This is a genomic window from Cupriavidus sp. 01T418, from assembly GCF_056398885.1.
The window spans coordinates 49451-72817 of sequence record NZ_JBFTQG010000012.1 but is presented as its reverse complement, the minus strand read 5'-3'; the positions used below and the strand labels follow the sequence as shown (position 1 = coordinate 72817).

The 23367-nt window shown below is 62.9% G+C and carries 21 protein-coding genes and 1 pseudogene; 13 read left to right on the top strand and 9 right to left on the bottom strand.

All coding sequences use genetic code 11. The features are described 5' to 3' along the window. Positions 1–51 precede the first annotated feature (51 nt). Both AC1DQ3_RS14810 and AC1DQ3_RS14805 read left to right on the top strand, forming a co-directional pair. Positions 52–1038: a Bug family tripartite tricarboxylate transporter substrate binding protein gene (locus AC1DQ3_RS14810; RefSeq protein WP_477120933.1), complete on the top strand. Its 987-nt coding sequence runs from the start codon at positions 52–54 to the stop codon at positions 1036–1038. A gap of 74 nt (positions 1039–1112) precedes the next feature. Then, positions 1113–2318 (top strand): L-talarate/galactarate dehydratase, encoded by a 1206-nt coding sequence (locus tag AC1DQ3_RS14805; RefSeq protein WP_477120932.1) that lies wholly within the window; start codon positions 1113–1115, stop codon positions 2316–2318. Between the two features lie 337 nt (positions 2319–2655). Here the strand turns inward: AC1DQ3_RS14805 and AC1DQ3_RS14800 are convergent, their stop codons facing one another. Genes AC1DQ3_RS14800 through AC1DQ3_RS14785 form a run of 4 tightly spaced genes read right to left on the bottom strand, consistent with a single transcriptional unit; the run spans position 2656 to position 5758 of the window. Beyond that, complete coding sequence (locus AC1DQ3_RS14800; protein ID WP_477120931.1) at positions 2656–2961, bottom strand: Dabb family protein; 306 nt, start codon at positions 2959–2961, stop codon at positions 2656–2658. After that, on the bottom strand, positions 2955–4460 hold the full coding sequence (locus tag AC1DQ3_RS14795) for an aldehyde dehydrogenase (NADP(+)) (protein WP_477120930.1): 1506 nt from the start codon (positions 4458–4460) through the stop codon (positions 2955–2957). The genes AC1DQ3_RS14800 and AC1DQ3_RS14795 overlap by 7 nt, the downstream gene beginning before the upstream one ends. Further along, positions 4457–4909, bottom strand: coding sequence for a nuclear transport factor 2 family protein (locus AC1DQ3_RS14790; protein ID WP_477120929.1), 453 nt, complete (start codon positions 4907–4909; stop codon positions 4457–4459). Before AC1DQ3_RS14790 ends, AC1DQ3_RS14795 begins: the two co-directional genes overlap by 4 nt. Positions 4910–4936: 27 nt before the next feature. After that, entirely contained in the window at positions 4937–5758 is an 822-nt protein-coding gene (locus AC1DQ3_RS14785) for an RraA family protein (RefSeq protein WP_082095252.1), read from the bottom strand. 187 nt (positions 5759–5945) lie between these two features. On the opposite strand from AC1DQ3_RS14785, the gene AC1DQ3_RS14780 reads away from it, so the two are divergent. Then, positions 5946–7565: an IclR family transcriptional regulator domain-containing protein gene (locus AC1DQ3_RS14780; protein ID WP_477120928.1), complete on the top strand. Its 1620-nt coding sequence runs from the start codon at positions 5946–5948 to the stop codon at positions 7563–7565. Positions 7566–7571: 6 nt separating this feature from the next. On the opposite strand, the gene AC1DQ3_RS14775 is transcribed toward AC1DQ3_RS14780, so the two are convergent. After that, entirely contained in the window at positions 7572–8297 is a 726-nt protein-coding gene (locus tag AC1DQ3_RS14775) for a GntR family transcriptional regulator (RefSeq protein WP_477120927.1), read from the bottom strand. A 124-nt stretch (positions 8298–8421) separates the two neighbouring features. On the opposite strand from AC1DQ3_RS14775, the gene AC1DQ3_RS14770 reads away from it, so the two are divergent. The 4 genes from AC1DQ3_RS14770 (at position 8422) to AC1DQ3_RS14755 (ending at position 12995) form a co-directional block, all read left to right on the top strand. Continuing rightward, on the top strand, positions 8422–9183 hold the full coding sequence (locus AC1DQ3_RS14770; protein WP_477120926.1) for an alpha/beta fold hydrolase: 762 nt from the start codon (positions 8422–8424) through the stop codon (positions 9181–9183). Further along, positions 9180–10466, top strand: a complete 1287-nt coding sequence (locus tag AC1DQ3_RS14765) for an iron-containing alcohol dehydrogenase (protein ID WP_477120925.1) — start codon at positions 9180–9182, stop codon at positions 10464–10466. The genes AC1DQ3_RS14770 and AC1DQ3_RS14765 overlap by 4 nt, the downstream gene beginning before the upstream one ends. Positions 10467–10612: 146 nt before the next feature. Then, positions 10613–11995, top strand: coding sequence for an MFS transporter (locus tag AC1DQ3_RS14760; RefSeq protein WP_477120924.1), 1383 nt, complete (start codon positions 10613–10615; stop codon positions 11993–11995). A 193-nt stretch (positions 11996–12188) separates the two neighbouring features. Next, positions 12189–12995 carry a fatty acid hydroxylase family protein gene (locus AC1DQ3_RS14755; RefSeq protein ID WP_477120923.1) on the top strand — a complete coding sequence of 269 codons (807 nt, stop codon included), beginning with the start codon at positions 12189–12191 and terminating at the stop codon, positions 12993–12995. 214 nt (positions 12996–13209) lie between these two features. Here the strand turns inward: AC1DQ3_RS14755 and AC1DQ3_RS14750 are convergent, their stop codons facing one another. Beyond that, positions 13210–14274: a LacI family DNA-binding transcriptional regulator gene (locus tag AC1DQ3_RS14750; RefSeq protein ID WP_477120922.1), complete on the bottom strand. Its 1065-nt coding sequence runs from the start codon at positions 14272–14274 to the stop codon at positions 13210–13212. A 179-nt stretch (positions 14275–14453) separates the two neighbouring features. Here AC1DQ3_RS14750 and AC1DQ3_RS14745 point away from each other — a divergent pair, with 179 nt between their 5' ends. Beyond that, positions 14454–15617, top strand: a complete 1164-nt coding sequence (locus AC1DQ3_RS14745; RefSeq protein ID WP_477120921.1) for a mandelate racemase/muconate lactonizing enzyme family protein — start codon at positions 14454–14456, stop codon at positions 15615–15617. Between the two features lie 293 nt (positions 15618–15910). Further along, complete coding sequence (locus tag AC1DQ3_RS14740; RefSeq protein ID WP_477120920.1) at positions 15911–16789, top strand: Bug family tripartite tricarboxylate transporter substrate binding protein; 879 nt, start codon at positions 15911–15913, stop codon at positions 16787–16789. 334 nt (positions 16790–17123) lie between these two features. Here the strand turns inward: AC1DQ3_RS14740 and AC1DQ3_RS14735 are convergent, their stop codons facing one another. After that, positions 17124–17495 carry a hypothetical protein gene (locus AC1DQ3_RS14735; RefSeq protein ID WP_477120919.1) on the bottom strand — a complete coding sequence of 124 codons (372 nt, stop codon included), beginning with the start codon at positions 17493–17495 and terminating at the stop codon, positions 17124–17126. A 72-nt stretch (positions 17496–17567) separates the two neighbouring features. Here AC1DQ3_RS14735 and AC1DQ3_RS14730 point away from each other — a divergent pair, with 72 nt between their 5' ends. Then, the gene (locus tag AC1DQ3_RS14730; RefSeq protein WP_276290344.1) at positions 17568–17921 is read left to right on the top strand and encodes a helix-turn-helix domain-containing protein; all 354 of its coding nucleotides are present in this window, start codon (positions 17568–17570) and stop codon (positions 17919–17921) included. 390 nt (positions 17922–18311) lie between these two features. Here the strand turns inward: AC1DQ3_RS14730 and AC1DQ3_RS14725 are convergent, their stop codons facing one another. After that, the gene (locus AC1DQ3_RS14725; protein ID WP_477120918.1) at positions 18312–19874 is read right to left on the bottom strand and encodes a Fic family protein; all 1563 of its coding nucleotides are present in this window, start codon (positions 19872–19874) and stop codon (positions 18312–18314) included. 208 nt (positions 19875–20082) lie between these two features. Next, positions 20083–20391, bottom strand: coding sequence for a hypothetical protein (locus AC1DQ3_RS14720; RefSeq protein ID WP_477120917.1), 309 nt, complete (start codon positions 20389–20391; stop codon positions 20083–20085). Positions 20392–21018: 627 nt separating this feature from the next. On the opposite strand from AC1DQ3_RS14720, the pseudogene AC1DQ3_RS14715 reads away from it, so the two are divergent. The 3 genes and pseudogenes from AC1DQ3_RS14715 to AC1DQ3_RS14705 form a co-directional block, all read left to right on the top strand. Beyond that, positions 21019–21234: pseudogene (locus AC1DQ3_RS14715) on the top strand (DNA-binding protein); the annotation flags it as partial. A gap of 250 nt (positions 21235–21484) precedes the next feature. After that, positions 21485–22192, top strand: a complete 708-nt coding sequence (locus AC1DQ3_RS14710) for a type IV toxin-antitoxin system AbiEi family antitoxin domain-containing protein (RefSeq protein WP_477120916.1) — start codon at positions 21485–21487, stop codon at positions 22190–22192. Next, positions 22189–23043, top strand: a complete 855-nt coding sequence (locus AC1DQ3_RS14705; RefSeq protein WP_477120915.1) for a nucleotidyl transferase AbiEii/AbiGii toxin family protein — start codon at positions 22189–22191, stop codon at positions 23041–23043. Before AC1DQ3_RS14710 ends, AC1DQ3_RS14705 begins: the two co-directional genes overlap by 4 nt. Positions 23044–23367: the final 324 nt, after the last annotated feature.

The following is a 23367-nucleotide window of genomic DNA, read 5'->3' as shown; positions in this document are numbered from 1 at the left end:
TGTTTTGGCGCCCTTTACTAGCCTTTCACAAAAAAATCCAGGAGACAGCACATGACCCACCGCAGCAAACGAACCTTTCTCGCCGGCTGTGCACTGGCGCTCGCTGGCATCGTATCCGGCGCCGCCTTTGCGCAGGGCGACGCATGGCCCAGCAAGCCGGTGCGCATGATCGTGCCATTTCCCGCCGGCGGTACCAGCGACATCATGGGCCGCCTGATTGCGGAGCAGCTGGGCAAGGCGCTCAAGCAGCCCTTTATCGTCGAGAACAAGGGCGGGGCGGGTGGCACCATCGGTGCCGAGCAGGCCGCCAAGGCGCTGGCGGACGGTTACACGCTGCTGCTGTCCGGCATCGGCAGCAATGCCATCGCGCATGGCATGACGCCCAAGCCCAACTACGATTCCAGCCGCGATTTCATCCAGATCTCGCAGCTGATTGCCGGAGCCAATGTGCTGGTAGTCAATCCGGCATTCCCGGCGAAGACCTTCAAGGAGTTCGTCGCCTACGTCAAGGCGAATCCAGGGAAGGTCAACTACGGCGTGACCAATGCGTCGTCCGGCCACCTGGCAATGGAGCTCCTCAAGCAGACGGCGGGTCTGAACATGGTCGGCATTCCGTACCGTGGCGGCGGCCCGGCCCTGACCGATGTGCTGGCCAACCAGATCCCCACCATGTTCGTAAATCAGGACGCCGTGCTGCCCTATGTAAAGGCTGGCAAGTTACGGGCGCTGGCGGTGACCAGCGCGCAGCGCAACGCCTTGTTCCCGGATGTGCCGACGGTGGCGGAATCCGGCTATCCCGGCTTTTCTGCCGTATCGTGGGTAGGGCTGTCGGCACCCAAGGGCACGCCCAAGCCCATCGTCGACAAGCTCGAGGCGGAGATGGTGAAGGCGTTCCGCCAGCCGGACGTGCGCGCCAAGCTGGAGGCCAATGGCTTTGTGGTGGTGGCGTCCAGCTCCCAGGAATACTCGCGCTTCCTGCAGTCCGAGACAGAGCGCTGGAGCAAGGTGATCAAGGAGGCGGGCATCAAGCCGGAATAAGGGCACGCGCTGCCCCCCCTGCGCCGATGCCGGCCGTGGGCAACAAACAGACTTCGAGCAACCAAGGACCAATCATGAGCAACACCACCACATCCAACACCTCCTTCGCTTCACAGCAAGCCGCTGCCACGCTGCAGCCCACGGCCCAGTCCGCCGGCGACCGCATCGAATGGGTCAAGGTGTCGCTGGTCTACCTCCCGCTGGCCGCGCCGATCAGCGACGCCAAGGTGCTGACCGGCCGCCAGCGCCCGCTGACCGAGATCGCCTTTATCTTTGCCGAGATCCGCACCCGCGACGGGCATGAGGGCATCGGCTTCGGATACTCCAAGCGTGCCGGCGGCCCCGGCATGTACGCCCACGCCAAGGAGATCGCGCCGGAGCTGATCGGCGAAGACCCGAACGATATTGCCCGCATCTGGAACAAGCTGCTGTGGGCCGGCGCATCGATGGGCCGCAGCGGGCTGACCACGCAGGCGATTGCCCCGTTCGATATCGCGCTGTGGGACCTGAAGGCCAAGCGTGCCGGGTTGCCGCTGGCCAAGCTGCTGGGCGCCCATCGCGACTCGGTACGCTGCTACAACACCTCGGGCGGCTACCTGTCGATGCCGTTGGATCAGGTGCTCAAAAACATCGAGAAGTCGCGCGCCAACGGCATCGGCGGCATCAAGATCAAGGTCGGCCAGCCTGATACCGCCACCGACCTGAAGCGCGTCAAAGCCGTGCGTGAACTGCTGGGCGAAGACTTTCCCTTCATGGTAGACGCCAACCAGCAATGGGACCGCACCACCGCGCAGCGTTTCGGCCGCGTGCTGGAGCAGTTCAACCTGGTGTGGATCGAGGAGCCCCTGGACGCCTACGACATCGAAGGCCACGCCGCGCTCGCCGCCTCGTTGGATACCCCCATCGCCACCGGCGAAATGCTCACCAGCTTCGGCGAGCACGCGCAGCTCATCACCGCGCATGCCAGCGATTTCGTGCAGCCCGACGCACCGCGCGTGGGTGGCATCACCCCCTTCCTGCAGATCATGAGCCTGGCGGACTTCAAGGGGCTGAAGCTGGCGCCGCACTTCGCCATGGAGATCCACTTGCACCTGGCTGCCGCCTATCCGCAGGAACCGTGGCTGGAGCACTTCGAATGGCTGGAGCCGATGTTCAACGAACGGCTGGAGTTGCGCGACGGCAGGATGATCGTGCCCAGCCGCCCGGGTCTTGGGTTCAGCTTGAGCGAGCAGGCGGTGGCGTGGACGGCGGACAAGGTGGAGTTCGGGGTGCGGCCGTAGGCAGTCGTTAGCGATAGCGCACTAAGCCATCCGCAACCGGCACGCTCCAGAGCGCGCCGGTTGGGTTTAACGCCCGCCTCGCGTCAGGAAGCGCCAGCGCCACGCGTATTGACGTACAGCGCGTAGATGGAAGGCTGCTGGCCATGAACAGCCGGAAGCCGCGACGCTGCGGCGAATCGGCTTGTGTCTCCATACCCGGGCGCCTTTGTCTTGATCTTGCGGGAATAAACACAATAGGAAGCTTTGCACGCGCTGGCGGTGCTCACGGGGCGGGATCGACAGCGCACTGCCAGCAAATGGGACGGTCGTGCCCGATGCGCGGGAAAAACCCGCCACCTCAAACCGTGTAGTCCACCGCAGCCCACTCAAAGTAAGGCTTCAGATCCACCACCAGCGCCTGGTGCAGGGGATGGAACAGATAAGCATCCAGCGCCTCTTTGTCATCCACCTCGGACTCCAGCACATAGTCCCAGCAGATCGCACGATCCAGCTCGTTTGCGGCCAAGCGCCAGCCCCGTATGGCCGGGATCAGCGCGCCGAGGGCCGCCATGCGCTCGATGAGCGCGGCTTCCAGGGTGGCGTTCTTGGGTACCTCTGGCTTGCGCCGGAACAACACGATATGCCGCATTCTTGTCTTCAGCATGGCACCCCCGCGCGTGCAATCAGCCAGGCCGGTGCATCTTGCAGCGCCACCGGGCGCAGGAAGCGATCGAGCGCGGCGTAACCCACCGAGGTGGTGAAGGGTTGCGTCGACGCGGGGAAGGGGCCGCCGTGGTGCTGGGCGGCGGTCACGGCCACGCCGGTGGGCACGCCCGCAAACAGCACGCGCCCGGCTACCTGGGTAGCGACGCGCACGATGTCCAGCGTGGTGGCATCCGGCGTTTCGCTGCCGGCATCCACGCCCCACAGCGTCACGGTGAGCGAGCCGCCTACGGCGCGCAGCACTTGCTGTGCTTGCCCGGGTGAGTCGATCCGCACCACCAGCGCGGCGGCGCCGAAGACTTCCTCGTGCAGGCTGTGGTCGGCGATAAAGTCCGCGGCGTCGACCTCGGCCAGGTAGGGGCGCGGCAGGCCGCCGGCGTCCGCGCGCGCCACTTCACCGAGCAGCGGCTTGAGCTTGTCGGACGCGCGCCAGCGCGCCACGCCCTGGTCAAAGGCGGTGCGAATGCCGGCACTGAGCATGGCGTGCGGCGCGAGCGCGTGCAGGGCACCGGCCAGCGCGCCGACGAAGGCGTCGCCAGCGGCGTCCTTGCTGACCACGATCACGCCGGGGCTGGTGCAGAACTGGCCGCTGCCCAGGCAGATCGAGCTGGCCAGATTTTGCGCCAGCTCCGCGCTGTTGCCGCGCAGCGCGGCCGGCAGCACCACCAGCGGATTGACAGAGCCGAGTTCGCCGTAGAAGGGAATCGGATGGGGGCGCTCGGCGGCCACCTTGGCCAGCGCGCTGCCGCCCTTGAACGAGCCGGTGAACGCCACGGCCGCGATCGCCTCCGCCTGCACCAGGCGCACGCCGGTCTCGATGGCAGCGCCTTCGACAAAGCCGAAGATGCCGGCGGGCAGGCCTTGCCCGGCCACCACGCGTTGCGCCAGCGCAGCGGTCTTGCGCGACAGTTCCGGATGCGCCGGATGCGCCTTCACTACCACCGGGCAGCCCGCCGCGAGCGCCGCGGCGGTGTCGCCACCGAGCACCGAGAACGCAAACGGGAAATTGCTGGCGGAGAACATCGCCACCGGGCCCACGGGCACGCGCACGCGCGTCAAGCGCGGACGCCCGGCGGGCGGCGCGCCGGCTACGGCGGGGTCGTCGAGGCTGGCGTGCGCATCGCCGCGTTCCAGTACATCGGCAAAGCCGCGCAGCTGGAAGGCGGTGCGGTCCAGTTCGCCATTCAGGCGCGGCAGGCCGAGCGCGCTCTCGCGGTCGGCCAGTGGCACCAGGGTTTCGCGATCGGCTTCGAGCGCGGCGGCCAGCGCGCGCAGCAGGGCGGCGCGTTGCGCGGCGGGGCTGGCGCCCCATTGGCCGGCCACGGCGGCGGCTGCGGCGACAGCGGCATCGATCTGCGCCGGCGTGGAGGCCGGCCAGCTTGCGCCGGTGGGCTGGCCACTGCGCGCGTCGATGGATTGCAGCAGGGAGGACATGGTCATACGCTCTTCAGGTGATAGCCGCGGCCCGCGTAGTCGAATGCCACCAGTTCGTTGATGGGCGTTGCCTTGTCGGCGGGCGAGGCGTAGTAGGCGCGGATCTCGGCGATCTTGCCGGTCTGCGGATCAAAGTCGTACCACTCGGCGCCGCGCAGCGCGGTGCCGCTCTTGTTTTTCCAGTGCGTCCATTCGATCATCGCCTCCGGGCTGTCATGGCTGACAATGAGGCGCTCGATCGTCCATTGCGAGCCGAGCGTTTCCACGCACCAGATCCATTTTTTGGCGATGGTGTCGGCGGTGCGCCAGGGTACTTCGGGCAGGCCGGCAGGGAAGTAGTGCACGGCGTCGGGCGTGAAGCAGTCCACCAGCGCGTCGTAGTCGGCCGCGTTGCAGGCGTCGAAGTAGCGGCGGATCAGCGCGGCGTGTTGTTCGGGAGTGAATATGGCGGTCATCTTGGTCTTGTGTCCGGTTGGGCGGATTCAGCGGCTGCCGGCGGGCTTGGCGGCCGGGATCGGCGGGCGGCCGGCGGCGACCCATTCGCGATGCTGCGCGCGCGTGGCTTCGCTCGGCGGGTACAGGCCCCACAGCGCTTCGCCGGCCTGCACGCGCAATGCCAGGTAGGCTTCGATGTCGTCGCGCTTCTCGCACAGGTTGGCCATTTCCTCGGCCAGGTGGGCGGGGATCACGGTGATATTGTCGCCGTCGCCGTGGATCACGTCGCCTGGATAGATCGCCACGCCGGCGCAGCCGATCGGCACTTGCAGGTCCGCCACATGGTGATAGGACAGCCGCGTGGTGGCGGTCACGCCCGTGCTCCATACCGGGAAATCCATCTGACTCAGCTCCGTGCCGTCTCGGAAGCTGCCATCGGTGATGACCGCGCGGGCGCCGCGCATCATCATCCGCGTGATCAGCATATTGCCCATCGACGCGGCGCGGCCGTCGCGGTTGCTGTCGATCACCAGCACATGGCCCGGCTCGATCTGCTCCACGCCCACCCATTGCAGGTTGTCGGCGGAAGGCTCGGTGGTGAGGTTGCCGTAGACGTCGATGTCCTCGCGCGCCGGGATGAAGCGCATGGTGTACGCGCGCCCGGCAAAAGGCTTGACCTTGGGGTTGAGCGGTGTCAGCCCGTGCAATACCGGCTGGCGGAAGCCTTTGATGTAGAGCTGCGTGGTCAGCGAGCCGCTGGTCACCTTGGCCAGGCGGTCGAGTACCGAATCCGGCACGTGCGGCGCGGGTGCGCGCTGGGGGATGGTGGCAAGGGGCGGGGGAGGCGCGAAGGTGGGGTTGGTGCTCATGATGCGTGCTGTCCAGGTTGCAAATGGTCGGGGCGGCCATCGTCCCAATCAGTGGGACAAATCTGGCTGCGTGTCAGCTGTGCTGGCTGATTGCATGGTATTGAACTTCCCGGCAACTTAAAATGCTTCGCAGAGGGGCGGCCTCGCCAGACTGCTTCGTTTTTTCCATATATTGAGACAAGCCACCATGTCAGTTAATCCCGGTGACGGTACCGGCGCAATTGAGAAGGCTATCGACGTGCTCGAAGCCGTGGGTGCCAACCCCGGCGGCATCAGCCAGTCCGACCTGACAGCGCAACTCGCGCTGCCGCGAACCACGGTGTACCGTCTGCTGGCCACGCTGGTGGCCCGCGGTATGCTGCGGCGCGATCCGCTGCGCAAGGTGTACCGGCTCGGCTTTCGCTGCTTCGAGATGGCGCGACAGGCCTATACCATGCCGGACCTGGTGGCCGCCGCCTCGCATGAGATGCGCGGCCTGCGCGACCTGACCGGCGAGACCTGCTACCTCGCCACGCTTGATGGGCTGGAGGTGATCTCGCTGGAACGCTGCGACGGCGCGCACAGCGAGCGCTCCGCGGCGGTGCTGGGCCAGCGCAAGCCGGTTCACTGCACCAGCCAGGGCAAAGCCATCCTTTCGGCCATGGCGGGCCCGGCGCGCGACGCCATCGTGCGTGAACTCACGCTTAAGGCGCTCACGCCGCTCACTATTACAGACCGGCGCCGCCTCAACGCGGAACTCAATATCACCGCCGCGCGTGGCTACTCCATCGACGACGAAGAGATCGTGCTGGGCGTGCGCTGCGTGGGTGCGCCCATCGTCGATCCGGAGGGCGTGGTCCGTGGCGCGATCAGCGTGGCCGGCCCGGCCTACCGGTTGACACGCGCGCGGCTGGAGCTGCTCGGGCCCGAGGTGGCGCAGGCCGCCCGCCGCATCGGCGCGCAACTCGAAGGCGTGCGCCTGCCCGCCGGCGATGCTTCGGTAACGGCGGTGCCTGGGCCGTGGGCATTCCAGGGCGCGCATCCGCTGTGGTGCGCGCGGCGTCAGCGGCTGTACTGGGCCGATGTGCTGGCGCCGTCAGTGCGCGTGCTCGACACCACGCAGGAACCCGCGCGCGATGAGCAACTGGTGCGCCTGGAAGCGCCGGTGACCGGGTTGCTGCTGCGTGGCGACGAAGTGTGGGCCATGCATGAGGGCGGCGCGGCGGCTATCGCGAGCGACGGCACCCGACGTCCGCTGGAAGGCTGGTCCCGCGAGCCGTTGCAGGCTTGCTGCGAGGGGGGCGAGGGGGGCGAGGGCAGAGGCTATGGCGAGCAGGCCAACGCGGTGTGGGCTGCGACGGAGTCCGCCGAGGGTGGCTCTGCGGTGGGTCTACTGCGAGCCGACGGCAGCCTCGACGCGCACTGGCATATTGGCGAAGCCGTGCAGGCGCTATGCTGGAGCGCGGCGGACGAAACCCTCTATGCCACCACGCCGACCTCCGGCGCCATCCTGATGCTGCAGCCTGGCTCAACGGCGGTGCGTCGCCTTGCCAGCATGCCGCCCGGGGCGGGCAAGCTGAGCGGGCTCGCGCTGGACAGCAATGGCGGCATCTGGACGGCGCTATGCGAAGGCTGGAGCGTGGTGCGCTTTACGCGCGACGGCACGCTCGACCGCGTGGTCGGCATGCCAGTGCCCTGTCCCAGCGACGTTGCCATTGGTGGCGCCAATATGGACATCCTCTACATCACCACCTCACGGCAACAGGTGCCGCTGGAAACGCTGGCCAAGGCGCCACAGTCCGGATGCTTGTTCGAAGTAAAGGTTTGAATGGGATTAGCGCCTGTCCCCGAGAACAGTAGCGCGCGTGAAATCTTCGATATTATCCAGCAGCGCATCAAGGGCTTTGCCGGCTCCATCGACATCTCCCTTGGCGATAGCGCCGGCAACGTTGGCATGCAGCTTAGCCATCATCGGTAAATCGGCCGCTTCCTTGTAGTGCAAATACCAGAAACGCCGGGATAGGCCGTGCATCAAGCGCATGGCGCCTTCGGCGAACTCATTGCGGGCGGCCACGAGGCACAGCTCATTGAACTCGCGATCCGCGCGCACAAATGAGACATCATCGCCGACTCTTGCTGACTGGGCAAACTCTCGGGCTAAACGCGTGAAGTGCTCGCGCTGCTCCGGCGTGGCCCGGCGCGCTGCGCTTCGGCAAATCAGGCGCTCCACTTCGCGCCGTGTCTCCAATAAACGCAATTGCTTTCCGACATCGATTGTTGGAATCAACAATCCGCGCTGCGGCAGCACGATGATCAGATGCTCTCGGGCAAGGCGCTGGATGGCCTCTCGAATGGGAGTGCGCCCTATGCCTGTCAGCTCGCTGAGCTGCAGTTCGGAGATTGACGTACCGGGTGCCAACCGCAACGTGACAATTGCTTCCTCGATCTGTTCGTAGGCCAGATCAGTCAGCCGGCCGCGTTGTCCCGCAACGTTGTCGGTCGTGTCATCCGGCTCTGGGGGCGCGGCGGCCTTGGTGCGAGATGCAGTCTTGCCAGTCATTGCTGCTCATTCGAGTTCGCGAGATACCAATTGTATATGAGTCGTACGCATCAACCACCGAGCGCTTGCGTTTCTCTGATCGACTGCTATGATTCATCTAATATATTAGCTGTGTGGAGTGGGCATGGATGTCATTTGGGTAGGCGCGGGTCCGGCCTTGGTGATCGCCGTGCATGGCATACAGGGCACACGCGCAGCGTGGCTGCCGCTTGCGCGTGAACTGCAGGACACCTGCACCTTTGTGCTACCGAACCTGCCTGGGCGCGGGCGCGCTCCCAGGCCTTGTTCCCCTGCAGACTGCACCTTGGCGGCGTATGCCCGGGAGCTCCAACGGACCATTCAAGTGCATGCATCGGGTCGTCCTTTTATCCTCGCCGGCTGGAGTATGGGCGTATCGGTGGCATTGGAATACCTCTATGGGGGACACGCCAATCCTGACACACCCGCACCGTGTGGACTGATCCTGCTTTCCGGTACGTCGCAACTGAATGCAGTGTCGTGGTTCGAGTCGTTTGCGCCGGATTCGCTGATGGAAGAGATTGCCGCTCGAGAGCGCAGGCTGGGCCTGACGGAAGCTGCAGACCACACGACGGTGGCGTGGACCTGGCAGGCTCTGCGTGCCACGGACCAACGCCCAAGTCTTGGTGCAATCGATATACCGGCCGTCGTGGTGCATGGCAGCCATGACGATGACTGTCCTGTCGCGCATGCCTTTAACCTCGCAAACGGCTTGCCCAATGCGGAATTGACGATGCTCGATGGCGGCGGCCATGGCTTGCTTACCCAAAACACGGCCCAGGTTGCCGACGCGATTCGAAAGCAGTTGGATCGACTAACGCGTTGGCCTGCCAGGCCCTCATCCGTTTCCCCACTGGAGTTGCCATGAGAGTTGAAGATCTTGTCTATTTCTGTGCACCGTCACGACTGATCATGGGGGCCGGCACACGGGCCCAGCTGCCGGAGTTGCTCCAGCACCTGGGCTATCGTACCGGGCTGCTAGTCACGGACACCTACTTCACTACACATATGCCGTGGGTGAGCGAATATGTAGAAGCGGCCCGCGCGCGAGGCGTCGAGACTCTTGTTTATGACGGTGGCATGGCGGACCCCACGACCACGCTGTGCGATGCGGCCACTGCCGATGTCCGCCGCCGACTGGGCGGCCGCCAACTTGACCATATCATTGCGCTGGGCGGCGGCAGCAACATCGACTTGGCCAAGGCACTTTGCCTGACCCTGCCCGCCGGTCGGCCGATCGGCGATTTTGTCACCGCAATCGACAGCGCGACCGCAGTGCTACCTCTGATCGCACTGCCCACTACGGCAGGTACTGGTTCCGAGGCAACGCCCGGTGCGATCCTGGTGGACCCGGACAATGCCACCAAAGTCGCAGTGATGGACAACCGCTTGCGCCCCGGCATCGCTCTCATCGATCCCGAATTTACCTATAGCTGCCCACCGCGCGTCACTGCAGATGCGGGCATCGATGCGATGACGCATGCCATTGAATCCTTTCTCACCCTGGATTCGGCAAAGTTCAATCGCGGTGGTCACCCTGACCCGGGCTACAGTGGCCGCAACGCGTTGACGATGCTGTTTGCGCGAGAATCGATCCGGCTGTGCGCCATGTACTTACTGCGCGCCTATCAAGACGGCAAGGACACTGAGGCACGCGTAGGGATGTGCTACGCAAGTCTCTATGCCGCCTTTTCGTACGGAAGTGCGGGATTGAATGCCGTGCATGGCATTGCATACGGCGTTGCCGGAATCACGCACAAGTCCCACGGCAGCACTAACGCGGTAGTGCTGCCGTATGTCCTGGATGCCCTCCAGCATGAGCGCGCGGCGGAACTGCTGGAGATCGCAAGAATGTTCGGCATCGAGGAGACGGACGAAACCGAGGCCATCGCCCGGCTGCCACACGTCATCCGGGCGATGGTAGAAGCTGTGGGGATCCCCGGTGACCTGGCCTCGTTCGGCATTCCGGAGTCACAGCTTGTCGCACTGGCGGCGGACGCGCTCGCCGTGACCCGCCTGGCCAAGGCATTCCCGGTTGCCGACGTATCCTCACGCTACGCCAGCATTATCCGCGGTGCCTGGCGCGGCGAGTTTTCCAGTTCGTTCTGTCCCTCTCAAGCTGCTGCGGGCGGCGCGCTACGCGCGGTTTAACGCATCTCCTGTTGCCACGTCCCGCAACTCTGGTACCTACGTAGTTTCCCTAGCAAGTACGTTTATTATTTGAATGCTACTACAATCCATCTAATATATTAGATAAGGCGGCACGCCAGGAGGCCGTCGTACCCAAGGAGACAGACATGGATATGTCAGCAGGCGCCCTCAAGATAGAGGCGGGCATCGCTGCTCGCCTCGAACGCTTACCGATGACCGGATATCAGCGTTCGCTATTCGGCATCATCGCCACCGCGTGGTTTTTTGATTCAATGGATTTGGGCCTGATGACGTTTGTCCTCGGCTCGATGAAGGCGGAATTCGCGCTCACCGCTGCCCAGGCCGGCCTGCTGGCCAGTTCGAGTTTCCTCGGTATGTTTCTTGGTGCCGCAATCGCGGGCCTGCTGGCCGACCGCTTCGGTCGCAAGCCCGTCTTCCAGGTAAGTATGGTCTTCTGGGGGCTCGGCAGTCTGATGTGCGGGTTCGCCGATAGCGTAACGGCGCTGATGCTCTGTCGGGTACTGCTTGGCTTTGGCATGGGCATGGAGTTCCCGATTGGCTTATCGATGGTCTCCGAGATCGTGCCGGCGAAGAGTCGCGGTAAGTACGTGGCCATTCTGGAAGGGTTCTGGCCCATCGGCTTCATTGCAGCCGGCGCGCTTACTTTCATTTTTCTGCCCATCGTCGGCTGGCGTGGAATCTTCATTGCACTATCGGTGCCTGCGGTCTTTGTATTCGTGGTGCGCCGCCGTGTTCCCGAGTCTCCGCGCTGGCTGGAAGATGTCGGTCGCCGCAGCGAAGCCAATGCTGTCATGGCAGGCATTGAAGCTCACGTCCAACGTGCATGGGGACGCCCGTTGCCGGCTGTCTCGGACATCTACGCGCCACCTCCGCAAGTGTCCAACCGCAAGGCACGCTTTGTGGAAATCTGGCAGGGACCTTACGCGCGCCGCACCATCATGCTGTGGTCCGTCTGGTTCTTCGCGCTACTTGGCTATTACGGACTGACTACCTGGCTGGGAGCACTGCTGCAACAGGCCGGTTATGCCGTGACCAAGTCGGTGCTCTATACGGTCTATATTTCCCTCGCCGGCATTCCTGGATTCATGTTTTCCGCATGGCTGCTGGAGAAGTGGGGGCGCAAGCCAACCTGCGCTCTCATGTTGCTGGGCAGCGCTGGCGCCGCGTTCCTCTACGGCCAGGCGGCCGTGCATCGCGTTCCAGTGGAGCAACTCATTGCGGCTGGTCTTTGCATGCAGTTCTTCCTGTTCGGCATGTGGTCAGTCTTGTACGCCTACACCCCGGAACTCTATCCCACGCGCTCGCGTGCCACCGGCTCCGGCTTCGCGTCATCCATCGGTCGCATTGGCTCCTTAGCCGGACCATACCTCGTTGGCGTGCTGCTGCCTTTGGCCGGGCAGGGGGGTGTATTCACACTGGGTGCGCTCTCCTTCGTCGTAGCGGCGCTGGCGGTCCTCGTATTGGGTGTGGAAACGAAAGGGCGGGCACTCGAAGACGTCTCCCACTAGCCGCCCTGAGCAACTGCGGGGAGCCGCCCCTGGCTTGCCGGGGGCTTTTTTATGGGCCGTTGCAACGCTGCTGTCACTGCGTTGCATATGCCGATTTTGCCTTTGACTTTTTTCTATATCCCACTAATATGTTAGTTATGTATTAGCTGAGCAGAAGCGCAACGATTGCCCCTGAGGACGAAGGAGACCAACCATGATGACCGAACGCCAACGAAAATTCCGAGAACAGTACAAGGCCGACATCAGCCCGCTATATAACGGGCTGCTGCACATCACCGTGATCTATGGCGTCGGTATCACGGCGCTGTACTACGCGCTCACGCATCTTCAAGGTGCCAGGTGGGAGTGGGCGTTGGTCTTGCCGGTTTTCCTGGCAGGCAACTTCGTCGAATGGTATATGCACCGCTATGTAATGCATCGGAAAATCGATGTGTTCGCGCTCCGCGCGATCTACGACCGCCATACCCGGCAACATCATCAGTACTTCACCGACCAAGACGCCACGATCGACACCACGCGTGAGTTTCGTATCGTGTTCTTTCCCTGGCGTGTGCTGACCACCCTCGGCGTAGGCGGCGGCGGCCTTGGCTACCTGACTTCGCTCGTGATCAACACCAATGCGGGCTACATTGTCTTTCTGACAATGGTCGCTCAATACCTCATCTACGAAACGTTCCACTACTGCTGCCACGTGCATGACAACTGGTTCGTGCGAAACATGCCCTTCATCAACACCATCCGCCGCCACCACACTGCGCATCACAACATGGGCATCATGATGAAGTACAACATGAATCTGACGTTCCCGATCGCCGACTGGTTCATGGACACCACGGACTTGCGCCGCGGCTTGCTCGGCCACCTCTTTAACGGCTACAGTGAAGAGCACGTCAAGGAAGAACTGAAACCCATTATCAACAAGTTCCGCACGGACCATTCACGCGTAACACTCGACGGTCCCGATCTCAGTGAAGACGAGCGCCGCGTCATGGCGGCCTGATTCCTCGATCGTGCAGGGCTTCGTGAACAGGTACAGGCAGGGCATCTTGGCGCTTGCCTGTACCGCTTCTGTCCCACCGAGTGCTGAAAGTGGTAGGGGGTTTACCGTGTCAGTGGTAAATCCAGATAGCCCAGCAACGCCTGACCGTGGCCCACTTACAGGCCGCTGGCCGCTTTACCGGGCCGCCAACGCCTCCAGTGCCTGAGGCCGTCGGCTAGCCCGGGCGACGCGATGGTCTTGTCTTCTGCGTCGCAACGGGGCCACAGCTTTCGCGCGGCTCGAAGCTGGTAGGCAGCAAGACCGGGGTAGTCTGGTGCGGGTCTTTGATTTGATCGATCAACACCTCGGCGGCACGTTGGCCCAGCAGTGCGGTATCACGCAGCACGGTCGCGATCGGCGGATCGTACATCCGCGACAAGGCGACGTCGTCGCAGCACACCAGCGACAACTGATCGCCCAAGCGCAAGCCGCGCTTGCGCACGGCACGCAAGGCCCCTTCCAGCAACTGGTTGCCACCGAGAATCACCGCAGTGGGCGGATTGGCGTCCGCCAGAAAGCCTTCCATCGCATTCTCCCCATGCTCGGGCGACAGGCTGCCGGAGTCGACCATCACATCAGGCAACAACCCCTCCGCTCGAAAGGTGTCTTCCACTGCGCGGATCCGTTCACGGGACGGGCGCACATTCTGGCCGACCGCCAACCCGATGCGCCGGTGCCCTTGCCGCAGCAAGTACCGCGTGGCTTCTCCCATGCCGAGGTAATGATCGGAGAGCACATAGTGCACATCGAGATCGCCGGCCATGGCGCGGTCGATGACTACCACCGGAGCGGTGGCGCTGGCAAGTGCCGCAAGTGTTGCGGCATTGTCTTCCAGTGCGGGCAGGACGATCAAGCCGTCGACCTGCCGCTGCAGCAGCACTTCTATGCGCTGCGCATCCACGTCTGGCGCCCCGCCCGAATTGGTCAGGAGGATGGAATAGCCCGCCGCGCTCAGCACACTTTCCGCGCCCCCGACGATCGACGCCAATAGGGGATTGGTGATGTCTGACCCGACGAATCCAATTGACTTGGTGGTCCGCCGGCGCAGGTTTTGCGCCATGAGGTTCGGCATGTAGCCGAGTTCGCGCGCCGCCTGCATCACCCTCTCAGTCAACTGTGGGCTGGATCCCGGCTGGCCGGAAAGCACACGCGACACGGAAGCGATACCGACACCAGCGCGTTCGGCAACCTCCTTAATGCCGGCGCGCCTGGTTTCGGAAGAAGTTGGCTTGTTGCTCATTGGGGCGATTTTTCAACTCTGCTCTTGACGCACCGAAGTATGCCATCTATTCTTTGGAAACGTTTCCGGAAACGTTTCCAATCTCATAAACTACAGCGCGAGGCTGTCAGGCCGTTGGCACCACAGATCCGCCCTCTCCAAAGCGTCGGATCGGCAATTCAGCAATTGAAAGGATCAGAATGAGGATCACCAAAGTCGAGGCCCTGCATGTCGGGCAGTTCATGTTTGCCCGCGTCAGTACGGACGAAGGTATTGTCGGCGTCGGCGAATCCGGCGCCTGGGGCCAGCTTGATGCCTCGGCCGCGGCCATCCGGCGCTTTGCGGAATACCTGGAAGGGAGGGATCCGTTCGAGATCGAGCACCACTGGAACGTGATGCACCGGTTCGGGTACTTCCAAGGCATCGCCATCAACTCGGCCATCTCCGCGATCGACATCGCCCTGTGGGACATCAAGGGCAAGGCGCTGAATGTGCCCATCTACCAGTTGCTGGGCGGGCCGGTGCGCACCAAGGCACGCATCTACGGGCATATCTACGAGAGCAGCATCGAAAAGATCCTAGTGGAATGCAAAGCCAAGATGGAAGCGGGCTTCACCGCGTTTGGCCACCTCAACCCCTTCCTTGATGAAGGCAACGACCAGATCTACTTCAAGACGCATATCAAGAAGATGCGCGATGCCATCGACAACGTGCACCGTATGCGGGAGGTTGTCGGCGACCGCGTGGACCTGCTGATCGAACTGCATCGCCGCCTGACTCCGGCGGAGGCAGTGGTGTTCGCGCGCGGCATCGAAGACACGCATCCAATGTTTATCGAAGATCCGATTCGGCCCGAAGGCCCGGATGGTATGACGCGCGTCGCCGAGAAGATCCATATTCCCATCGCGACCGGCGAGCGCTTTACCTCTATCTATGAGTTTCAGGCCCTGCTCAGCCGCAATAGCGTCGAATACGCGCGGGTGGATCCCTGCGTCTGCGGCGGCATCACCGGCGCGCGCAAGGTGGCCGCCATGGCGGAGGCCCATCATGTGCAGGTGGTGCCGCACAACCCGCTCTCGCCGATCGGGCTCGCCGCTTGCCTCCAGTTGGACGCCGCCATTCCCAACTTTGCGATCCAGGAATACGCCACGGGCTTCGAGGCCGGCATCTTCGAATCGCGGCCGGAACACCTTGGCACCAACATCGTGGACCGGGTTCCGCTGCCGCTCAACGGCTTCGTCGACATCCCCACCGGCCCGGGACTCGGCATGAACCTGGTGCCGGATGCGCAGAAGATCCGGCCGCCGCTGTCCAAGCCGATCTCGATGCGCCCACATCTCGACGGCTTCGTAGTTGATCAATAAGCGCACCGAAGCGTTGGGCGGTTGCAAGCGCCGCCCTCTTTTCACCTACCTGCCCTGACATGCGGTCGCCCTCGCGCCCGCCTCGATCCGGCAGGGCAGCTGTGCCCAGAAAACCAGCACGGGCACGGAAGCCGTCGCCGTAGCGGCTTCTCACTCATCAAAGCGGCGTCAGTTCGCGAAGCCCCAGGAGACAAGCAATGAAGACCCTATCCATTCTCGGCCTGCTGTTCAGCGCGGTCTGCGCTGTCCACGCTGTCGGCGCCCAGGCTGCCGAAGCCTATCCGAACAAGGCGGTGACAATCGCCGTGCCTTATGCGCCGGGCGGCTCCACCGACTACGTCACGCGGGCCGTCGCGCGCTACATGGGTGAGGCGTACCAGCAGCCGTTTCTCGTCGAGAACAAGCCGGGCGCAAGCGGCACGATCGCCATGGCCTATGTGGCCAAGGCGGAGCCGAACGGCTATACGCTGATGGCCACCGAAATGACGACCACGATCGTTCCCGCCCTGTTCCCGAAGCTGTCGTTCGATCCGTTGCGCGACTTCATGCCGATCGCGCAATTCGCCGAGGCGCCCTATGTGCTCGTGGTGAATCCGAAAGTGCCCGCGCATAACCTGAAGGAGCTGATCGAGTACGCGAGGCAAAAGCCCGGCAAGGTGACGTTCGGTTCAGGCGGGCCAGGCAGCGGTCCCCATGTCGCCGGGGAACTGCTCAAGTCCGTGGCAAGAATCGACATCAGCCATGTCCCCTACAAAGGCTCCGGGCCGGCTTTGAATGACCTGCTTGGAGGGCAGATCGACATCCTGATTACCGCCGCGCCGACTGTGGCCGGCTTCATCGAGTCAGGCAAGCTACGCGCCATTGCCGTGGCAAGCGACAAGCGTATTCCGATGATGCCATCGGTGCCGTCCTCGGCCGAATCAGGTGTGCCGGAGTTCAAGGTGAGCAACTGGTTTGGCCTCACGGCGCCGCGCGGCACACCCGTGGACGTGCAAAAAAGCCTACATGCGAAGGTGAGGGAGATGCTGAAAAATGCCGCTATGCTGAAGAACCTCGAATCCGCCGGCGCACTCCCTGCCGAACTTGGCCCGGAGGATTTTGGCAAGAAGATTGCAGCCGAGGCGCAACGCTGGAATAAATTGCTGAAATCAACCGGGGCCAAGCTGGACTGAGCGGGCGCAATGCCTACGCTGCGGGGCCGCGCCTTGCTGTCCGACGAAGCGGGGTAACCTCAGTTCGACTTTCTGTGCTACACGTTCAGGCCGCGAAGTGTCAGGAATCGGGCCGGTCGGTGGGTTTCGTGCCGGCGGTCAGCAACAAGGTTGCAAAATCGATGCGGCGGGAAATGCGTCGCCGCAGTATGTTGCACCGTTATGAGCATGAGGTCAGGCGCGTTGCCGGACACATTCATGGCATCACGCGCGGCCCGATCTTGGCGCCCGCCTTGGCGCGCTCTCCAGTTCGCTAGTGGCTCTGGGCGAAGAGCCGTGTGACGTAGGCCGGCCGCTACCCCTGACGCTTACCCCCACTCCGCTTAACCACCTCCCGCCCGACCACGGGCGCCTTCTCCGCCGGCACCTCGATACTCTCCCGGAAGGAGACCACGCCAAAGCGCGGCTGCAGGCGAGCGAGGCGGAGGCCCAGCGCGACCAGGCGCGCCCCGCGGTGGTGGTCGCTGAGCAGGAGACGGCGGCAGTGCAAGCCGAACTCGACGGCGCGCGGCGAGCAGGTGGCCGTCGCGCAGGAGCGGGCCAGCGCCACCGAGCGCCGCGCACTGCGGGAGATCGACCAGCCAGAATGCCGAGCAGGCGCTCGCGGGAATTGCGCGCTGAGCTGGCGGCAGTGCAGGCGAGGGCGCGGCGTTTGATATACTTTCACGATAGTGAAATAACCGGGAGAGCAGCCCCAGTGCTGGATCTCCCAGTCTCCCAAATCTCCGGACCTCCCCCAATGCCACGACCGCTAGCCGATGCCGCGCCACCATCGCGGGCTGCCATCCGCACCATCGACCAACTGGGTGATCGCATTCGGGCGACGCGGGTTGCCGAGGGGATGCCAATTGACCAGGCGGCCAGGCATTGCGGCGTTTCCGTCGGCATGCTGTCCAAGCTGGAGAACGGCAAAGGGGTGAATCTGGAGCACGCACTACGCGCGCTGGAAGGACTGGGATTGACGATGCTCGTTGTCCCAAAGGCGCACGCGCCCCTGCTCGAGCAGGCCGCGACCCACGCGGCCAAAGCCTCCCAGCTCGCAATGAGGGCGGATGGCACCCACATGGAAGAGGGCGAAGCCCAGTACTTTTGAGCGGTCACGCTAGAGCGAATCAAAATCGCCCGCGGCGGGAACCCCTTCGCCGATCAGTTGGCAGTGGCTTGTATTTGCTCGGTTCTTCGTTGACCGGCGTGGCCGCACGTCGTTGCGGGCGGACAGCAGCCATCTGGCCTCGGGAAGCCGGTACAACCCGTCGTGCCCTTCCAGGGACGTCGGCAGGCTAGCTTGTCGAGCGGGACCAGCGCGACCGAACCGCACAGACTCAGGCTATGCAAACTCGCTCTTAAGGCAGTTCTCTTGTGGGTGATCCGGAAACGGGTTRAGTTCAGGTTGCATTCGAAGCCATATCGAACTCAAGTCMCTCATTCAAAACAATACACTCTTCAATCCACAGACAGTGCTGATATAGATCAATAGATTGAATCACAGATTGCTTCCACTATCGAAATTCATGAAGGCATTTTTCAGTACACTGACCAGATCTGCCACGATCTCCACGTTTTGGAGAACAGGGAATTCCTTTCGGAGCTTGTTCGAGACTACTCCCTGGTTGTCCCTGACCGACCGGATGATCCGATCGATATCGGCGTCAGGGCCGTCGATGATGTCCTTCACCATCCGTCGAGCGGTGGTCCATTCCTGCAGAATCCCGGCCTCCGTCCTCATTTCTTGCCTGATGGTTCGGTCGATGACGTCGGCCATGTACTCTACCTGCACAGTCAGGTCAGGGTAACGCCAAGCCGGCAATGCGGCGTCGTAACCGGCGAACTCAAAGTTCGATTGGACGCCATCTGGATAAAGCATGCGAGTTGGCGCGAACTCGCAAAATTTGCCATATGTGAGCATTAACGGCTTCGAGAAGCGTTCGAGGATTTGGTCGTAGCGCGCGATGTTCTGCGGTTTCTCTGTGATGACAGCCGAGATCGGCAGGATAAATGGCCGCGGAACGGCGCCATCTCTTCGAAGGACGTCGTTAATGATGAAGCGGTGGATACGCCCATTGCCGTCGGCCAGCGGGTGGATGAACACGAACGCGAACGCGGCCGCTCCAGCGCGAATTACCGAAGATTGCCCGGCTGTACGCTCGAGAAAGACCTCGAGCCCGCGTAGCATGTCATGCAGCCGATCCCAATGCGGGGCGACATAGTGGACGATATGCTCAAATCGATGCGTTTCGCCGACGAACACAGGCGATGCGCGCAACCCGAAACGGGAAATGGTGCTGCGTTCGCTCACGATCTCTCGCTGCAATTCGGCTAGCGTGTCAGGGGACAGCAGCGCGGGATACTCACCGATCCGGCGTTCCATCACTGCCGCGAATCGGCGAATTCGGTCCATCTGGTCCTGCTCGTGTTCGATCGCAAACGACGACTTGGATTCCTTGATAGTTAGCCAGACGGCACTGCGCATCAAGACGTTGCCGCCGAACTCCGCGTTGAGCTCGTCGAGCCGGGCCGCGCAGTCGTAGTCCTGTGCCGCGCGAACGTCCGGGGTCTTTCGAACCAGCGGGCAGAAATCCCGATTGCCGGGCAGGTTGTCTCTCACGCGCCAACGTGTATTTCGAGTTGGCGCCGTCGCGACGAAATAGGCCCCAGGGTCGATCGCGTCGACGTAGTTGCCCCCGGTCACGGCATCGATGCCTTCGATCTGGCGGCCGGTTAGCCATTCATATAGAAAGCCAATCCGTCTGGCATACTGGCCTGTGCGCTCCCGATTCAGCCAGGCGGATAACTCCGCCTGCGGAAGTACATCGAAGAGTCGCGCCAGGAACTCTAGATGGACCCCTTCCTGTCGGAGCGCGTAAGTCAGGTGGGCCTGCAGCGTTGGCGCCGGGCGAGAAGCAGCGGGGTAGGTTTCGAGCGTTCGACCATAGGTTACCACGGAGCGCCTAGCGGCGCCGATCTCGCTGGCAATCTGAAAATCCTGTACTGGGGCAACGTCGTAGTGCTCCGAGAGCCATTTGTACCCGATCCATTCTGCTGTCAAAGTGCGCTCCAGTCGTTTAATCGGCCAGGCAGGCGTTTAAAAAAACTCCCGTTTCTAAATTATCGTTTAAACGGCACATTTTTGCTGCGCCTTTCCCATCGACTGGGGCGAGGGCCGATCAGGCCAAGCAGCTGCGGCATGATCTGCCGGCCAACCCGGCGCACGAAGTTACCGCGACGTAACCGCGTAAGTCGCGGGCGTCCATGATTCAACATAATAAACGGTCCGCGAAAAATGGATGTAGCGGCAAAGTTGTAATGTCCGTCGGCGAGCGGTTGGTTGGAACCGGTGCAAAGTCGAAATGGGCGGCGGCATACACTGCATTGCACGCCCATACTTCTTCCCCGTCCTTATAGAAGGTGACCCATTTGCCGTCGCTGATGCAGTAGGCGCCGGGGAAGACCTCATCATGGCCATTGGGACCGTCCAGCGGGAAGGGCGCGCGTGGCGTGGCCCAGTAGCGGCCGGTCGGTAAGGCCTCGATCGCTTTTCGGGACATTCTTTTCAGTACCGCCATGCGTTGTCACGCAACGCGCGATCCGACCCGCCGCGGCGAACCGGATTGTGTCAATCCCGCAACGGCGTGGCGCCGTCCCGAGACATCCTCGTGTAGCCTCACTGCCAATTACCTTCTGTTATACGGTGCAAGTTCGCTATGGCGCAATACCTACAAATTGCAGTCCGAGCCGTCGGCGTCGGCGCCATCCTTGTGATCGTCGCCGTTGCCTCCCGGCAACTATATCTGCGGGTCGCTGCTGAGGCTGGCATTGCCGGCGGTGAAGAGGATCCCGCGGCAATGATGTTGATCCGATGCGATGCCATGCACAGCCGCCTGCAGAGTCGGCATATTTCCGAAGACGCTGCGGATGCTGACGAGGGGCCGCGTGCCCGGTGTATGGAGTCCTGAGCTCGCAGCGAACCTAAGCGGTCTGCAGTTCAAGCTCCGTGTGTGACGCTAATGGACCGTCCCGCGCGCCAGCCCTGGTTCCATTCAACTCCGGAATCACGGTCGGCGCGCATGTGGCTGGCATGCGGCTGGAACCTCCCCGCAAGCGCCCCTCGCACGCGCCCAGCCTTGGCGCATATCCTCCCCAAGGGCGCTTACCGCAGTGGGGCGACAAGGTGAACATCAGAGGCGTGTCATGCCGAGCGGCAAGCGCATGCCGCAACCCAGGCGCGGCTGGAGGCCGGGCAGGCGGTAGCTGGTCGTCAGCTGCTGGAGCTACGTACCTAATTCTCGACCGAACTGGAACGGGCGCGCGAGCAGGTGAGCATCGCCCAGGAACGCGCCGAAGCCAGCGAGCGGCGCGCGCTGCGCGCTCGGGCAGACGGTGGAACATTTCCGCGTCAAGCAGACCGGGTGATTTGAATAATGCTCAGACCTGCTGCATCGTATAGGGCACATAGAGGTTGCAAACTCGTTTGCTCAAAGTAAGGAATCGCGTTACACTCGGCAAATGATCTTGTATGCACGATAAGGCATGTCTGCGCTAGGGCCCGATCGGAGTCAGGTTGCGTTGCGCGCTATCCAGGCGCAGGCACGTTACCTCTTCACACCCCAAGAATTCGCCCGCGCGACCGGTCGGGAGCCGGGTAGCGCCGCCGTCAGAATGGCCCTCCAACGTCTCGCGCGGCAGGGGCACGTGGTCAATGCGACCAAAAGGCCGGCGCGGTGGCTCATCATTCCGCCCGAGCAATCTCACTACGGCGCGCCGCCGGTGGACTGGTGGCTGGACGACTGCCTGAGCGACCAGGAGCCCAACTACTATGTGGCGCTGCTCTCAGCCGCTCGCCACTGGGGCTCATCGCACTACGCCGTGCAGACGACCCAGGTGATGATAGGCAAGCCGCGATCCTCACTTGCAGTAGGTCGCATCCGGGTCGACTTCTATGTGAAAGAACGGCTTGCGGAAACCCCGGTAACTCGAGTGCGAACGCACGTTTCACGCTGGCGCGTGAGCACGCGAGAGGCCACACTCCTGGACCTGGTCCGACACCAGACCGCGATTGGGGGAATTGAAGCGGTGGCTCGGATTGCGAGGGACTTCGCGAAGGATCTCGACCTCGACGGTTTGACTCTGGCATTGGATGCGCTGGGGCAGGTCGCCGCGGCACAGCGCCTCGGTTTCGTCTTAGACCGCCTTGGCCAGACCAGGGCCGCGAAGAGCGTGGCCGCCTGGTTGGACGGCCGGCGCCGCGCAGTTCAACTACTTGAGACGGGCCCCGTCGATCGCATGAAGCACGCGCTCATGCAGGATCCGAGATGGGCCGTCGAATACACCACAGATCAAATGGCACTCTTCAAGGAACTTCAATGATCTCCGCGCGAGAGCTTGCACAGTGGCGCACGCAGGCGCCGTGGAGCAACGACCTGATGGTCGAGCAGGACTACCTGATCAGCCAGGTCGTAGCGGCGATTTTTGAAGACAAGTTTCTGTCAGGGCAGGTTGCCATGCGCGGCGGCACGGTCCTCCACAAGGGGCATCTGGCGCCAGCCAGCCGCTACTCGGAGGACATCGACCTGGTGTTGGTAGGTGATCGCCCGGTCCGGCACATCCAGAAGGCGCTCGCCCGCGTCGTCGCGCCAATCCTCGGGGAGCCGACGGAGTCGGTCATTGCAAGCATCCAGCTTGCCGTGCGCAATCTCGTTGCGAAGTCGAAGATCATACGAATGGTCTATACCTACGACCCGGCAAGCACCGAAGCCGTGCTCGCGCAACTAAAGCTCGAAGTCAATTTCAACGAAAACAAGAGCTTCTTTGATCTGGTGCCTATCCAGATAGCCGTGCCCACCGAGCAGGGCATCAGGCAGGTCGATGTTGTGTCCTACGATCTCGATGAGATGCTCGGCACTAAATTGCGAGCGCTCCTGCAGCGCGAGCATGGCCGTGACCTGTTCGACCTGTGGTGGGCGTGGTCCTGCAGCCAGTCGCCGGGCTCAACGTCCAAAGTCGACCCGGCCCGGGTGGGCGCGGCCTTTCGGTTCTACATGAACCAGGAGGGCAGTACGTTCAGCCCCGAGGACGTGCGCGCTGAACTCGCGCGGCGGATGACCTCGCGGAAATTCCTGTCGGACATGGATGGGTACCTTCCATTTGGCAAGGAATACTCGCCAATACGCGCGCATGAGGAATTCTGCGACGTTTTCCTCCCGCACTTAGCCGGCTGAACCGACCAGAACAGGTCGAGGGAATGCTGCCAGGGGGCGGATCGATGCTGCTAGACTTCCTTGCTCTGCGCAGCGGAGCAAAGGATGGAATTGGAATCGGATGTTGTAGCGCTCGGGCGACTAATGGAAGGCGATTTCGACGTCGACGCCACACGCGCGACCGAATACCTTGCCTGGGAGTTAGCGGCGGGCGTCATCGCACCCCAGGTTGTCAACGGGCTCGCCTGCCAGCTCCTGGACTCCGCGAATCCAGTCGGGGAGGCGGTGGCACGCGGACTTTGGGAAACACTTTCCGAGGGGCCTTCGCCATTTCCCGACGCACTC

Excerpts from the sequence above, each read along its gene's own strand:
- AC1DQ3_RS14710 (WP_477120916.1), top strand. The coding sequence starts at position 21,485 with ATGGCCCTCCAACGTCTCGCGCGGCAGGGGCACGTGGTCAATGCGACC.
- AC1DQ3_RS14800 (WP_477120931.1), bottom strand. The coding sequence starts at position 2,961 with ATGCTGAAGACAAGAATGCGGCATATCGTGTTGTTCCGGCGCAAGCCA.
- AC1DQ3_RS14810 (WP_477120933.1), top strand. The coding sequence starts at position 52 with ATGACCCACCGCAGCAAACGAACCTTTCTCGCCGGCTGTGCACTGGCG.
- AC1DQ3_RS14750 (WP_477120922.1), bottom strand. The coding sequence starts at position 14,274 with ATGAGCAACAAGCCAACTTCTTCCGAAACCAGGCGCGCCGGCATTAAG.
- AC1DQ3_RS14730 (WP_276290344.1), top strand. The coding sequence starts at position 17,568 with ATGCCACGACCGCTAGCCGATGCCGCGCCACCATCGCGGGCTGCCATC.
- AC1DQ3_RS14770 (WP_477120926.1), top strand. The coding sequence starts at position 8,422 with ATGGATGTCATTTGGGTAGGCGCGGGTCCGGCCTTGGTGATCGCCGTG.
- AC1DQ3_RS14705 (WP_477120915.1), top strand. The coding sequence starts at position 22,189 with ATGATCTCCGCGCGAGAGCTTGCACAGTGGCGCACGCAGGCGCCGTGG.
- AC1DQ3_RS14775 (WP_477120927.1), bottom strand. The coding sequence starts at position 8,297 with ATGACTGGCAAGACTGCATCTCGCACCAAGGCCGCCGCGCCCCCAGAG.
- AC1DQ3_RS14785 (WP_082095252.1), bottom strand. The coding sequence starts at position 5,758 with ATGAGCACCAACCCCACCTTCGCGCCTCCCCCGCCCCTTGCCACCATC.
- AC1DQ3_RS14755 (WP_477120923.1), top strand. The coding sequence starts at position 12,189 with ATGATGACCGAACGCCAACGAAAATTCCGAGAACAGTACAAGGCCGAC.
- AC1DQ3_RS14790 (WP_477120929.1), bottom strand. The coding sequence starts at position 4,909 with ATGACCGCCATATTCACTCCCGAACAACACGCCGCGCTGATCCGCCGC.
- AC1DQ3_RS14780 (WP_477120928.1), top strand. The coding sequence starts at position 5,946 with ATGTCAGTTAATCCCGGTGACGGTACCGGCGCAATTGAGAAGGCTATC.
- AC1DQ3_RS14805 (WP_477120932.1), top strand. The coding sequence starts at position 1,113 with ATGAGCAACACCACCACATCCAACACCTCCTTCGCTTCACAGCAAGCC.
- AC1DQ3_RS14760 (WP_477120924.1), top strand. The coding sequence starts at position 10,613 with ATGGATATGTCAGCAGGCGCCCTCAAGATAGAGGCGGGCATCGCTGCT.
- AC1DQ3_RS14745 (WP_477120921.1), top strand. The coding sequence starts at position 14,454 with ATGAGGATCACCAAAGTCGAGGCCCTGCATGTCGGGCAGTTCATGTTT.
- AC1DQ3_RS14720 (WP_477120917.1), bottom strand. The coding sequence starts at position 20,391 with ATGGCGGTACTGAAAAGAATGTCCCGAAAAGCGATCGAGGCCTTACCG.
- AC1DQ3_RS14795 (WP_477120930.1), bottom strand. The coding sequence starts at position 4,460 with ATGACCATGTCCTCCCTGCTGCAATCCATCGACGCGCGCAGTGGCCAG.
- AC1DQ3_RS14765 (WP_477120925.1), top strand. The coding sequence starts at position 9,180 with ATGAGAGTTGAAGATCTTGTCTATTTCTGTGCACCGTCACGACTGATC.